Below are 13,598 nucleotides of genomic sequence, written 5' to 3' on the forward strand. Positions count from 1 at the left end.
CCACACCGCACTTTTTTCAGCAACCAAAGCGTTTCTTGACTGATATGTGATATAAATATGTCCTTACTTTGCAAAGTATAGAAAACTTGCGGCGACTTGTCAATACACCGCTCAGTTATTTTGCATTAATCTATCCAGATACGCGTCAATTAAGACTTACGATCCTTACGTTCCTTGCGGGCAGCCGCTCGCTGTTCGATGCGACGGTCCATCCGCGCCTTATCGCTGATCTTTTTACGAATACGACGCTTGTAACCCGGCTTGACCTTCTTCTTAGACTTCTTGACGTAGCCAATCAACGTTGGATCCAACTTCTCTTGTTTAGGTCCCCGTTTAGCCCGCCGATTACGGTCATACGAATCCACAATCTCACCATCGCGAATCGCTTTCGGCTTGAACTTGATGCCCATTGCCTCAACTGCACTGACCTTGGCTTCTTCACCCGGGCTATATAACGTAATCGCAGTCCCCGCCATGCCATTCCGACCGGTCCGGCCAACACGGTGAATGAAGAATTCCAAGTCATTTGGAATATCATCATTGATGACGTGCGAAACACCTTCGATATCAATCCCCCGGGCTGCTAAATCAGTGGCAACAACAAATTGATACTTCAACTGCTGAACGTCACGCATGACCCGCTTCCGTTCACGTGGTTGAATATCACCATGAATCATGGCAACGGTTAACCCTTGTTGGCGCAAATAATGGGTCAACTCTTGAACACGTTCCTTGGTGTTAGCAAAAATCAACACGAGATACGGTTCACCAATCGTCAACAAGCGATAAATAATACTGTTCTTGTCGTGACTCTTAGTAGAAATTAGCCAGTTATCAATCGTTGGACTGATCACTGATTCCACGGGAATTTCTTCCATAACTGGATTATTCATATACTTGCGCAAGAATGGCGTTAATTTTTGTGGCATCGTGGCTGAGAACACCAGCATCTGCAAATCAGCCGGCATCCGGCCAGCAATCTGATCAACCACGTTCAAAAACCCTAAGTCTAACGTCATATCAGCTTCATCGACCACTAGCTGAGTCGCACGATGCACATCGAGTGCCTGGGAACGCATTAAGTCTAAAATCCGTCCAGGGGTCCCGATAATCAACTGAGGTTGGTGCCGATTTAGCTTTTCAATCTGTTCCTGCTTATCAGTTCCACCGACATAGAGTCCAATGTGAATGGCTTTCGGGCTGTGTTGGATCAACTGTTTAGCAGCAGTCTGAATCTGATAAGCTAATTCACGGCTGGGCGTTGTGATAACTGCCTGGACGTATCGTTCATCAGCATTCAGTTGGTTGATCATGGGCAGTAAGAACGTATGTGTCTTACCGCTCCCAGTTGCTGACTGTCCAATAACACTGCGGCCAGCGGCAATCACTGGAATCAGCTTTTCTTGTACTGCAGTCGGTTTGCGGAAATTGATGTCAGTCAGTGCCTGCATCAAGAACGGCTGCAATTTAAAATCTTCAAAACTTGCGGTCATATTTAAACCTCTTTCTCATAATGGCTAGCGACTTGGTCGAGTTCTCGCACCACCGTTTCAATTTCTTGTTGGTCCTTAGCCTTGGCACCGCTCGCTAAGGCGTGTCCGCCACCATCATGGTTCTTGGCCACACCGTTGATGGAAGGTCCCTTCGAACGTAACCGAATACGGAAGTCACCTTCCTTTTGTTGGACAAAAATCGCCCAGCACTTAACCGTATCAATGCGTCCAGGTAATGGGACGACCCCGGCCGTACTAGCATCACCGATTGCGAATGAATCGAGAATCGCGTTCGTTAAAATAACGTAAGCTGCGCCCGAATCCAACTGTGTCAGATGTTCATACACATAGGCCGACAGTCGTGCGACTGGTAACGTAATCGTGTCTTCAATACGGTTGACGGCTTCCGCATCCGCACCAGCTTCCATTAAGGCTGCCGCTGCTCGCATGGTACTAGGCTTGGTGGCGGAGTACAGGAAGCGACCAGTATCACCAACGATGCCGGCATACAACAGCCGGGCAGCGTTAGCCGTTAGCGTTAACTCCGCCGCAAGGGGGGCGTACCAATTATAGATCATCTCACTCGTACTGGAGGCGTCAACGTCGACCCACTGTGGCTCACCAAAAGCGTCATCGTTGGGGTGATGATCGATTTTAACAATTGTCTTACCTTGATTCCAAAGTTCACCATCAATTCGGGGCTGATTAGCGGTATCAAGAATTAATACTAGTGCGTCTTGATAGTCCGCTTCGGTAACCTCATCCATTTGTCCTAACCAGTCAAAACCATGGTACTGTTTTCCAGGTGTCAATACCCGCTTCGCAGGAAAGCTAGCTTTAATGATAGCTGCTAACCCTAACTGGCTTCCGATGGCGTCTGGGTCAGGTCGCTGATGACGATGAATGATAATTGTTTTTGCTTGCTTAATTAAGTCAAAGATTGCTGTTTGGACGGTCATGAATGAACCTTCTTACTCTCATAATTTACTGGTGGCGATTAAACTGTCACAGTACTCCAGTATACCGAAGAATCCGCGCCGCGCCAAATAAATTAATTGTCATTCGGATAAAGTGGCAACGTTAAGTTCTCGAATGCCAGTGGTGCCAAGCCGGTTAACGTGATTCCAAGCAAGCGAATACCAGAGTCAAAATGGCCATCGACCACCTCTTCAAAGATTTCTTCGGCGTACTGTTCAAATAAGGCGGCGTCATTAGGTATAAATTCACTGAACGTTCGCCGCTTGGTAATCGTGATAAAGTCCCCGTAGCGCAACTTGAGAACGAGCGTTTTACCGTGGCGCTGGTGCGATTGCATACTTGCTTCCACCAATTTAGCGATGGCCTTCAAGTGGGTATTCACTTCCGTCGCCGATTGGAGGAACGGTCCGAATGTCCGCTCTTTGCCGATTGACTTCCGCTCACGTAAATACTCAACCGGCCGATCATCGCTGCCACGCACCCGCCGGTATAAAACATAGCCCAACTTACCAAATTGTTTGATCAAGTCCAATTCCGACTGTGCGTATAAATCTTGCCCGGTCTTGATGCCTAAATCGTGCATCTTCGGTACCGTCTTTTTACCGACACCGCGAAATTTCTCGATGGGCTCCCGCAACAAAAACGGTTCCGCATCCTGTGGCAAGACGATCGTGACGCCCGCCGGTTTGCGATAATCAGACGCCAGTTTCGCAATAAACTTGTTGTAGGAAATCCCTGTCGAACAAGTTAAATGCGTTTGCCGCCAAATCTCCTGTTGTAGTCGATGCGCCAACTCGACCGCACTATGAATGTGTTTTTTATTCGTGGTCACATCCAAGTAAGCCTCATCAAAAGCAATTGGCTCAATCATCTCCGTATATTCATGAAAGATCCGGTGAATCTGTGCCGAAACTTCGCGATACAACGGAAAGTTGGGGGTCTTGAACACTGCTTTTGGACAGAGTTCCAATGCTTTAGCGGCTGGCATCGCCGAGTGAACACCAAACTGACGAGCAACATAGTTCGCCGTGGTCACAACACCCCGGCCCCCAGTCTGCCGAGGATCATGAGCAATCACCAATGGCTGCGTCTTGTACGCGGGGTGCTCCCGCTCTTCAATCGACGCATAGAACGCGTCCATGTCGACATGAATAATTTTGCGACTCGTATCTACCCGTATGGGTGCTTCAATAATCGACTGTGCCATGCGTCGACCCTCCAATCCTTAGTAGCTTTATTATACACGAACGTACGTTCAAAAGCGCGCTTCAAGACCAAAAATAAGCAAAAAAAATAAGCGGTCATCATCAGATCGGCCACTTATAATTCAAATCTATTTTGCTTCAGAATCAGCATTATCATCGGCGGCTGAGCTTGCCGATTCAACTTCAGAAGTAGCAGCTGATTCAGCGGCTGCCCCAGATTCTGGTGCAACTGTCTTAGCTTGTGCGTCTTCGGCTGGAGAAATCTTAGCAACAGCGTTCAAATCAAAAACTAAGTAGATGCCATCACAGTCTAAGGTGACTGTCTTTTCGGTTTCGTTAACTTCATCAACGACCCCGTGCAAGCGACCAATCGTCGTAACCTTGTCACCACGTTTGATTTTGCTTAACATTTGTTGATGTTGTTGTTGTTGTTTCCGTTGTGGACGGATCATGAAGAAGTATAAGAATGCGAACATGACCACGATAAACAGAATTGATGCCATTTGACCCATTTAAAATCGCTCCTACTCTAATTAAAAGTTTGACTATCTTTAACTTTAACAAATTACGGTCTGAAATACCAGTATCCCTAAAAATTTTTCGGATTTTTCTCGTTAAAACCGTACATTTCGAAGAAGTTTTGCCGGAATTCCAGTAAATTATCATCCATAATAGCTTGCCGGACTTGCTTCATCAAATGTAACAAGAAGTACAAGTTATGGTAACTCGTCAAACGTAAGCCAAACGTCTCATCCGCCTTGATCAAATGACGAATATAAGCACGCGTGAAGTTCCGACAAGTGTAACAATCACAATTATCATCTAACGGGGTAAAGTCATGGGCGTAGGCCGCGTTCTTAACGACTAAACGACCATGCGAGGTCATACAAGTCCCGTTACGAGCAATCCGAGTCGGCAAGACACAGTCAAACATATCGACCCCGCGAATCGCGCCGTCGATCAAGGCATCCGCTGAACCAACCCCCATCAGGTAGCGTGGCTTATTTTCTGGTAATAGTGGCGTCGTGAAGTCTAAAACATGATTCATCTCAGCCTTCGATTCACCAACAGATAAGCCCCCAATCGAGTAGCCTGGGAAGTCCAAACTCACGAGATCTTTGGCACTCTGTTCACGCAAATCTTTGAAGCCCGCACCCTGAACGATTCCAAATAAGCCCTGGTAATCAGGATGTTGATGAACCTTCAAGCCCCGCTCAGCCCAGCGACTTGTCCGGGCAACTGACTTGCTAACATAGTCGTAACTTTCAAAGAATGGCGGGCATTCATCTAGACTCATCATAATATCTGGACCAAGGTCATTTTCGATTTGAATGGCCTTTTCAGGAGATAAGAACATCTTTGAACCGTTCAGATGATTCTTAAAGTGGACCCCTTCTTCAGTAATATCCCGATTTTTAGCCAGGGAGAAGACCTGAAAACCACCTGAATCCGTCAAGATTCCCTTTTTCCAATTCATAAACTGATGTAACCCACCAGCTTCTTTCACGATTTGCTCACCTGGTCGTAGCCAAAGATGGTACGTGTTCGATAAGATGACCCCGGCACCCATCGCGTCTAATTCTTCGGGTGCAAGTGATTTAACACTAGCTTGCGTCCCAACGGGCATAAACATCGGTGTCGGGAAAGTCCCGTGTGGCGTAATCAATTCGCCAAGGCGGGCGCCCGTGTGTTTTTCTTTCTTAATTAATCGGTATTTAATTGCCGGTTCCATATCTGTTCCTCCGTATTAAAATGTTGCTAAACTCAAATAATGATAGCACGAAATCCGGCCGTGAACCAGTCATGGCGATTAGCGTCACATCCACCACTTCGATCGGTGCCTTGACTCAATCGGCCGCTCGAGCACCTAAACAACAAATAGTCGCTTCAAGAATGCGTATAACTTCTTGAAGCGACTATTGGCAATCTTTAGGATTTCAGGCGCTAAAAGGATTGCTCAAAATTGGCACTATCCCAAGCGCAAGACTAGGTTCAATAGTCCCACCCATTTCAAGATGGAATTCCTACTTTAGAATCCGTTAAACTAGTGAATAAACATCGCATCGCCAAAACTGAAGAAGCGATACTTTTCGTCAATCGCATGTTGGTAAGCCTTCAAAATCATATCACGGCCCGTAAAGGCAGCCACTAACATGACCAGTGTCGACTTCGGTAAGTGGAAGTTCGTGATGAATGCGTCAACGACTTTCCATTGATAACCAGGTTTGATAAAGATATCTGTCCAGCCTGAATCCGGCTTGATTTCACCATCAAACTTACTACCAATGGTCTCTAACGTCCGAATTGACGTTGTCCCGGTGGCGATAATGCGCCCACCATTTTGGCGTACTTCATTCAACGTCTTAGCAGCATCTTCGTCCAAGCGATAAAATTCACTATGCATCTTATGATCATCGATATTATCTTCTTCAACTGGCCGGAACGTCCCCAATCCAACATGTAGTGTCAAGTAAACTAACTTAACGCCCTTATCTTGAACTTTTTGTAAAAGTTCCTTCGTCCAGTGTAAACCAGCTGTTGGGGCAGCTGCCGAGCCATTTTCCTTGGCATAAACAGTCTGATAACGGTCTGGATCATCGAGTTTTTCTTTAATATATGGTGGCAATGGGGTTTCACCCAAGCTCTCCAAGATTTCCATGAAGATCCCATCGTAATGGAACTCGATCATCCGAATGCCATCTTCTTTTTCGGCCGTTACGGTCGCCGTCAACTTGCCGTCACCAAATGAGATCACGGTACCGACCTTAGCACGCTTGGCAGGCTTCATGAGCGTCTCCCACTCGTCACCTTCCGTATTATGCAGTAAGAGGATTTCCGCATGGCCACCAGTTTCAGGCTTAACACCATACAAACGAGCTGGCATCACACGGGAATTGTTCATAACAACCGCATCGCCCGGATTCAGTTGATCAATAATATCGTAGAAATGCTTGTCTTGCATCTCGCCCGTTTGGCGATCCAATTCCAATAACCGTGAACTGTCCCGTTTTTTGATTGGTGTCTGGGCAATCAGTTCGTGTGGCAAATCATAATCAAAATCTTCAAGTGTTAAACTCATGTTGTGACCTCTTATCCTTATTTATTTTCAGGGTATGGGAACCCCAGATGTTGATAACCTTTAATTGTAACGACGCGTCCGCGTTGCGTCCGCTTCAAGAATCCAATCTGAAGCAAGTACGGTTCAACCACTTCAGCGATCGTATCCGTTTCTTCACCAATGTTAGCCGCAATCGTGGCGAGCCCCACCGGACCCCCATCATAATACTCTAACATCGTTCTTAAAAGCTTATTATCGGTTTCGTCTAATCCGGCATCATCAACGCGTAGATACGTTAATGACCGCGCGACGATCGCCTCATCAATGGCGTCTTGGTCCGCCACCTCTGCAAAATCACGAATACGCTTGAACAAGCGATTGGCAATTCGGGGCGTCCCCCGTGAGCGCCGGGCAATTTCGTGGGCACCGGATGGTTTGATACTCGTTTGAAAAATATCCGCAGTCCGCTTCACGATATCTTCCAAATCAGCAACTTCGTAATAAGCCATGTGTTCGACGATTCCAAAGCGATCACGCAACGGTGCTGACAGCATGCCAGCCCGGGTAGTCGCACCAATCAACGTAAACGGTGGTAATGGAAAATGCACGGGATGGGCGGTTGGCCCCTGTCCGACCACAATATCGACAAAAAAATCTTCCATCGCCGAATACAACATTTCCTCAACGATTTTTGGTAATCGGTGAATTTCATCAATAAATAAGATATCACCCGGCTCCAGTTCATTCAAGAGCGCGACTAAATCACCTGGTTTTTCAATTGCCGGGCCGCTGGTCGTACGGATATTGACCTGCATCTCGTTGGCAATTACCATCGCTAACGTGGTCTTCCCTAGCCCGGGCGGCCCATAGAGCAAAACGTGATCCAAGGATTCCTCACGCTTACGGGCTGCTTCAATATACACGCCTAATTCGTGCTTGACCCGCGCTTGACCAATATACTGGGCTAACGTTTGCGGACGGAGCGATTTTTCTAATGACGCCTCTTCGTCATCGGCTTTGTCACCGGATAATAACTTATCATCGTCCATTTGGTTACCCCTCCCATCTACTTCTTCATCAATAGTCGTAGTCCTTCACTCAGTAAGGTGTTGGTATCAGCCCCCTGAGTCTGACTAAACGTCTCCAATTTCTTAGTGACTTTCTTGACGTCGGCCTTCGAATAACCGAGCGCTTCTAAGGCTGCCAACGCATCGGCTAACGCACCGTCAACGGCAGGTGCATCCACATCAAGCGCGGTTTGACCAGTCACGTCGACGTTCAGATCATTTAACTTGCCTTTCAAATCCAGCACGATTTGTTGGGCGGTCTTCTTGCCCACACCGGGAAAGCTCGTCAAGTAAGTAGCGTTCTCTTGATTGATGGCTTGAATCAGCCCCGCATGGTCATTGTTAGCTAAAATCGCGAGTGCCGACTTCGGACCAATTCCCGAAACCCCAAGCAACTTTTCGAACAACGCCTTCTCGTCAGCATCAAAAAAGCCAAAAAGACTCATGCCATTCTCGCTGACGGCTTGGTGGATATACATCTTAACTGCTGCTGCGCCCACCTGGTAACGATATGGATTAGCCGTTAGCACTTTGTAACCAATGCCGCTGACCTCAATCACTACATAACCGGGGGTTACATCGGTCACTTGACCGAGAAAATATTCGTACACCGAAAAAACTCCTTTAAATAAAACGTATGTTTGCTTGCTAAATTGTACCACATTTTCACAGTGGCTTAACACTGGTGCACCGATAAAAACCAAATTTTAATGTTACCCGAATTGTCAAATTAAGTTAGAAATTTTTTAACTGTTCATCTGTAATCTGACTGATGAATGCTTCCAGAGGTGTCTGGTAACCCAAACTTTTTCGTGGGATGTGGTTTCGTCGACTGGCAACTGCTTGAACAAATCTATCTGATAGCTGGTCCATAATAAGATTGTGACGTAAACCATCTTTACGCAGCAGACCATTGGTGTTCTCATTTAAACCACGTTGATTGGGTGCTCCGACAGCGGCAAAGTAAATATTTAAATCAAATTGGTTAGCAATGGTTCGCCAACCGGCGAACTCCTTACCATTGTCAAACGTAATTGACTTAAATAGGTGTCGTGGCAGCTTCGAAAGCCATCCTGCTAAACTACGATTGACATCGTGTGCCGACTTGGTATGCGAATTCAGCACAATTGCGACCTTAGTTTGTCGTTCAACCAGCGTGGTTACCGCACCCTGATGGTTTTTACCTTGAACCGTGTCACCTTCTAAATGGCCGAATTCTTGATTAAAATTAGGATAGTCCTGATAACGATTCTTTAAATCCCTGCCCAATTGACCCGCTTTCCCACGGCGTTCAATGTAACCATTAGGGTGCCGTTTGCCGTGCATCGGTAAATCTTTGGTCGACAACCCCAAAACACCGCGTTTGAAAAGGCGGTAAAGGGTTCGAACCCCACAGCTGAAAGCCCGTTCTTGGCGATTAATAATGGTATCTGGTTGCCAACCAGCTTGAGTTTTGGCTTGAATATAGGCCAGTTCATCAGGGCGTAGTTGAATTGGTTTACGCCCACAATGTTGTTTATGCTTTCGATAGTGGCATTGGTAATCAATAATCGTACCGCCAGCGTCAAGAAACCGATAAATACGATACACAGTTTCAGCACTCCGATGGAGCGCTGGGGCCACTAGATAAGCCTTTTTACCGAGTTTCCAAAAAGAATAAATTGTGGCAAGTTCGTCTATGGTAAGATGAGTATAGGTCATTTGTGATCAGCCTTTCTTTTGATTTTGACACTCAAAAGTCTATCACAAATGGCTTTTTAAATTTCTAACTTAATTTTACAAACCGGGTTAACTAAATTCAACCGTAATTGCCGACGCTCGCAACAAGAAATACTTGCTGACACGTGAACATCATGCTATGCTCAAATTCCTAGGGAGGTCTCGCTATGCAACTCAAACCGTTTAAAGCGGTGCTACCGACCGCGACTGGTCAAACTAAAATTCAAACGGCTGTTACCAATTGGGACAGCCAGGATACAGTGATGACAACCGAAGCCAGCTATTACTGGTACGAGCTCACGCTAAACGGCGTTCACCAGTGGCGCCTAATTGCCAGCTGGCCGGTTGATCAAACCGTGACGACCATGGTGCCCGGCGCAATCAACACGGTACTCTACCCACAGCAACCCGTTATTGAAATGCTGATTGACGACTGGGTCGGCCACTTTGCCCCAATTGTTGAAGTGATGGACACCGCTCAAGTGACACATCGACTCTGGCAAATTACTGAACCCGAGGTTAATACCGATATTACGACGGCAATGGCTCCCGTGACGCCACAAAAAACGTGGTTAACGACAGTCAGTACCCCACTCGTCATGTTAGTGTCAACCAGTGAATGGCAAAAGTTTGCCACCGCACCAGCCATTCCCGACCAGCTGATTGCGTTGGCAACCCCTGCTCAGCCTTAATGACCATCAATGAGCAACTTCGCGCTGATGCCGTTTAATTGCGGCAAAACACTAAATAGGCTTCTTAGGAATCAAGGTTGATTCCTAAGAAGCCTATTTAGTACCCATATACTCAGCTAAAGTGACCGGCCACGTTTGCGAATCCACCACCAGCATGCAATCAGTATACTAATTACACCACCAATGAAACTCAACCAGACGCCGATTTTTAACCCTGGTGTATGATACGTCAATCGAATTCGGTGGTGACCGGCTGTCAATTTGGCCCCCACAAACCCTTTATTGACAACTTGAGTCTTAACGGTCCGGCCATCAACCTGTAGCTGCCAACCAGTTGAATAAGGAATTGACGTCGTCAGCAGGGTCGCTGCGTTAGTTGTCGTCGTACCCGTAATCTGATCGTTGGTTACTTGCTGATGCTTCAACCCACTTGCCTGTAGTTGTCGCGTCCGCTGACGATAAGTCTTCCCAAGCGGCACCGCAATCAATTTAGCGGATTTAAAATGTAAACTACGAATACTCGTATAGTTCAACGTGATCAGCTTACGGGCGTGTTTGCTATACCCTAAGTTGATCACCGCTGATGTCCGTGGCTCATAGTCTGACATATTCGTGGTGCCCAACTGACTAAAACTTGTCAAATTATCCGTTGTCTGCGCAGTTAGGGAATACCCACTGGCGCTTAAATTACCTTTCAGGCCATCGCGGACATCATTCAAATAATCGACCTTGGTATACGGACGAGCCGTGAATACGTTGGTATTTTGACTCGTGGTCAGGGCGTGCTTGATTGAGGAACGCCGATAGCTGATGCCATCTAGCACGAGATAGAGTTCCGTATTTCGATACTTCTTAGGATGCTGAATAGTCAATTGGTACGGCATCTGGTGTCCTTGGACATCACTGACCATGCTTGTTAACCCGTTGGCGTTGTTTTCCTGATTTTTTTGGACCAGCTTTTGATTCGCCGCAATCAAGTTCAACACACGGTTTGACGGTTTCGTCAGACCAGTTGCCGGCGTCAGGCTTTCCCGTTGTTCCGGCGTTAGTGTGATCGTATCTGCCGGTAACTTAGTCAACACGTTGTTCGACGCCCCGGTCGCGTGTTGATTCCGGTAAATAATCACTTTGTCCAACGTATCCAGAACGTTCGTCGTGTCCGCTTGCACCGTGTAAGCGACGTTTTTCCCAGTAACGGTCGGTTTGACAGTTTTGACACCACTAACCGGTTTCGTCGTGACTGCACCTTGCAACAAAGCTTGTTCGCGGTCAACAGCGCTTAGCTGATTAAATTGTCGCTGACTAATTTGATGCCGTTGTGTATAAACTAACGGCAACGCATTCTTAGACTTTAATAGGATGGTACCTGTATGATTACTCATGCCATAAATAAATTTATCTGCAAAGATCTTCGGTTCCCCAGTCTTCATCTTAACAACCTCATATCCGGCTGGTAAGGCTTGGTTCTTCAACTGGTCCTCACGTGCAAATAAATATTTAACACCTAATAAGTTATACATCGTCGTCCGACCGTCCAACGAACCAAGTGGCGAGTTCATCGCGTACTCGGAGTTGCCTAAGGCCTGACTAAATGCGCCCACATAACCATTTTGAACTGAAAAGTATGAGCCAACCGTGTGGGTTCCGAGAACCATCGGTACATCGCTCTCAGCCGAACGCATCGTGTAATAGTTGGGCGCTAAAGCCGTCCGGTAAAATTGACCAGTGGTGGACAAACTTTTCTGTGCACCATCAAAATAATTCTTGACCCACTTCATTGCCGCACCCTGCCGCAACTGTTCGGTACTATTAGAATTTGTATTGATACTCAACCAACCGAGGCCGTTGTTCGCGAGGTTCAACGTGACGACGCCCAACAATAACACGTAGAATTGGCGATTAGTTAATTTTAACGAGCGTTTGGCCAGCAGGATCCCAATGAACGCTAATAAGATAAGGTACGTCGCAATATCATGTTTGCGGATATTGAGATAAAACCCATTGATTAACCAAATAACGACAAGTAGACCACCACTAATACCCGCCAACCATTTCAAATCAGCCGCGGTCAACGCGGTAACTTGATCCATGAAGGCCATCGTCGCGTAGGCGAATACGAGCGTTGCCATCAACAACCATCGATTGGATGGTGTGGAAAAAACGTTGAATACAGCCGCAAATTGAGGCAACAGAATACCTATCATCATCACGACTAGCACCCAATTGAGTACCCAATAGCGTTTAAAATGACGTAGTGTGTAAATAATTGCAATAAAGCTAATGCTACTCAACCCGAGGGTCACCCAGTATTGAACACTACCCCCATTCGTCAACAACCGATTGGGCAAATTAACATAATAATTGATTGGATAACTCGTCAAGCCATTCGCAAAGTTAAAGCTGGCACGCGTAGCCGTCAACATCGCGAGAAGTGAAGGCACCAGCAGGACACCGGCCATCATGACACCGAGGCCAACTGCTACCAGCAATCGCCAGAACAACTGACCAAACGACCGCATTGCTAAATGGTCGCGACGCCGTGACCAGTATCGAACCAGAGCGTAAATCAGGCCACCCAACGCGAGTAGGTACGCAAAGTAAAAGTTACTCAAAATAACGACGGCGGTAATCAGACTGAGTGGTAACCAGTGGCGTCCCCGCAGCACCCGCTCGATTGCCCAACAAAGTAGTGGGAACCAAATCATTGGTAACAAGAAAAACGGGTGGTGCATTCCGACATAGAACGTGTACGCGGTAAACGTATACGTCAAGGCCCCAATGAGTTGACTCACACGTTTAAACTTGAACTGCCGGCTAAAACCTAGAAAAGCCAGCCCCACGAAGTACAGTCGTAGCAGAATCAACGCCTGGTAAGCCCATTCCAAATGGGCGCGCGAAACAAACGCCACTAGGTAATTAAACGGATCACCGACCACGTAGTAGGAAAAAGTCGTCAGCTGATCGGCCCCCAAGCCGAGATTCCATGACCAGCTGAATAATTGTTGTGGGTGGTGCTGTAAGATCCGTTGAAATTCCAATAAGATTGGGAAGTGTTGGGCGATGCCATCCACTTCCCAGATTAATGTTCGGCCGGCTAAGAAAAGCCCGCTGTAAGTAATCGTCGCAATAACCACGAACATCGCCGTATACCAGACAACTAGTGGTATCTTCCGTACTGTCTTCAAATCAGGTGCCCCTATCTTGTAATTACGTCGATGACGCAATCCCCATATTTTGCCATCACAAACAATGTTCCTATTTTACCATGAACATTTTCACCTCGTGACGTTCAACCTAAATCTTAATAAATTCGTGTGCACGGCCGCCGCGTCGCTTCAGTTCAATCTCCAAGTCACAAGTCGATTACTGAACACACACCCCTTCCG

The 13,598-nt window shown here is 46.8% G+C and carries 11 protein-coding genes; 1 reads left to right on the forward strand and 10 read right to left on the reverse strand.

Annotated features, from left to right (window positions below; genetic code table 11):
* Window positions 1–149 precede the first annotated feature (149 nt).
* The 9 genes from V7R88_RS08960 to V7R88_RS09000 all read right to left on the reverse strand — a co-directional run bounded on the left by V7R88_RS08960 (window position 150) and on the right by V7R88_RS09000 (window position 9,502).
* Entirely contained in the window at window positions 150–1,493 is a 1,344-nt protein-coding gene (locus V7R88_RS08960; protein WP_054398529.1) for a DEAD/DEAH box helicase, read from the reverse strand.
* A gap of 2 nt (window positions 1,494–1,495) precedes the next feature.
* Window positions 1,496–2,452: a DHH family phosphoesterase gene (locus V7R88_RS08965; RefSeq protein ID WP_057717936.1), complete on the reverse strand. Its 957-nt coding sequence runs from the start codon at window positions 2,450–2,452 to the stop codon at window positions 1,496–1,498.
* Between the two features lie 92 nt (window positions 2,453–2,544).
* Window positions 2,545–3,678, reverse strand: coding sequence for a DNA polymerase IV (gene dinB, locus V7R88_RS08970; protein ID WP_057717937.1), 1,134 nt, complete (start codon window positions 3,676–3,678; stop codon window positions 2,545–2,547).
* Window positions 3,679–3,804: 126 nt separating this feature from the next.
* Entirely contained in the window at window positions 3,805–4,188 is a 384-nt protein-coding gene (gene yajC, locus V7R88_RS08975) for a preprotein translocase subunit YajC (RefSeq protein ID WP_003645451.1), read from the reverse strand.
* 77 nt (window positions 4,189–4,265) lie between these two features.
* Entirely contained in the window at window positions 4,266–5,408 is a 1,143-nt protein-coding gene (gene tgt, locus V7R88_RS08980; RefSeq protein ID WP_021732534.1) for a tRNA guanosine(34) transglycosylase Tgt, read from the reverse strand.
* A 312-nt stretch (window positions 5,409–5,720) separates the two neighbouring features.
* On the reverse strand, window positions 5,721–6,755 hold the full coding sequence (queA, locus tag V7R88_RS08985; protein WP_060599024.1) for a tRNA preQ1(34) S-adenosylmethionine ribosyltransferase-isomerase QueA: 1,035 nt from the start codon (window positions 6,753–6,755) through the stop codon (window positions 5,721–5,723).
* 17 nt (window positions 6,756–6,772) lie between these two features.
* Window positions 6,773–7,783 (reverse strand): Holliday junction branch migration DNA helicase RuvB, encoded by a 1,011-nt coding sequence (gene ruvB, locus V7R88_RS08990; protein WP_003641514.1) that lies wholly within the window; start codon window positions 7,781–7,783, stop codon window positions 6,773–6,775.
* A 17-nt stretch (window positions 7,784–7,800) separates the two neighbouring features.
* On the reverse strand, window positions 7,801–8,412 hold the full coding sequence (gene ruvA, locus V7R88_RS08995) for a Holliday junction branch migration protein RuvA (RefSeq protein ID WP_054398534.1): 612 nt from the start codon (window positions 8,410–8,412) through the stop codon (window positions 7,801–7,803).
* A gap of 124 nt (window positions 8,413–8,536) precedes the next feature.
* A complete protein-coding gene (locus V7R88_RS09000; RefSeq protein WP_033609918.1) occupies window positions 8,537–9,502 on the reverse strand; it encodes an IS30 family transposase in 966 nt (321 codons plus the stop codon).
* 185 nt (window positions 9,503–9,687) lie between these two features.
* Between V7R88_RS09000 and V7R88_RS09005 the strand changes: the two genes are divergently transcribed.
* Window positions 9,688–10,212 (forward strand): hypothetical protein, encoded by a 525-nt coding sequence (locus V7R88_RS09005; protein WP_057717939.1) that lies wholly within the window; start codon window positions 9,688–9,690, stop codon window positions 10,210–10,212.
* Between the two features lie 116 nt (window positions 10,213–10,328).
* Here V7R88_RS09005 and V7R88_RS09010 read toward each other — a convergent pair whose 3' ends face one another.
* The gene (locus V7R88_RS09010; protein ID WP_338816157.1) at window positions 10,329–13,397 is read right to left on the reverse strand and encodes a YfhO family protein; all 3,069 of its coding nucleotides are present in this window, start codon (window positions 13,395–13,397) and stop codon (window positions 10,329–10,331) included.
* Window positions 13,398–13,598 lie beyond the last annotated feature (201 nt).

The organism is Lactiplantibacillus argentoratensis (genome assembly GCF_037290055.1).
GTDB lineage: Bacteria > Bacillota > Bacilli > Lactobacillales > Lactobacillaceae > Lactiplantibacillus > Lactiplantibacillus plantarum.

What these genes read in the sequence shown, in the direction of transcription:
- V7R88_RS08960 (WP_054398529.1), bottom strand. Translation starts at nt 1,493, where the DNA reads ATGACCGCAAGTTTTGAAGATTTTAAATTGCAGCCGTTCTTGATGCAG.
- V7R88_RS08965 (WP_057717936.1), bottom strand. Translation starts at nt 2,452, where the DNA reads ATGACCGTCCAAACAGCAATCTTTGACTTAATTAAGCAAGCAAAAACA.
- dinB (WP_057717937.1), bottom strand. Translation starts at nt 3,678, where the DNA reads ATGGCACAGTCGATTATTGAAGCACCCATACGGGTAGATACGAGTCGC.
- yajC (WP_003645451.1), bottom strand. Translation starts at nt 4,188, where the DNA reads ATGGGTCAAATGGCATCAATTCTGTTTATCGTGGTCATGTTCGCATTC.
- tgt (WP_021732534.1), bottom strand. Translation starts at nt 5,408, where the DNA reads ATGGAACCGGCAATTAAATACCGATTAATTAAGAAAGAAAAACACACG.
- queA (WP_060599024.1), bottom strand. Translation starts at nt 6,755, where the DNA reads ATGAGTTTAACACTTGAAGATTTTGATTATGATTTGCCACACGAACTG.
- ruvB (WP_003641514.1), bottom strand. Translation starts at nt 7,783, where the DNA reads ATGGACGATGATAAGTTATTATCCGGTGACAAAGCCGATGACGAAGAG.
- V7R88_RS09000 (WP_033609918.1), bottom strand. Translation starts at nt 9,502, where the DNA reads ATGACCTATACTCATCTTACCATAGACGAACTTGCCACAATTTATTCT.
- V7R88_RS09005 (WP_057717939.1), top strand. Translation starts at nt 9,688, where the DNA reads ATGCAACTCAAACCGTTTAAAGCGGTGCTACCGACCGCGACTGGTCAA.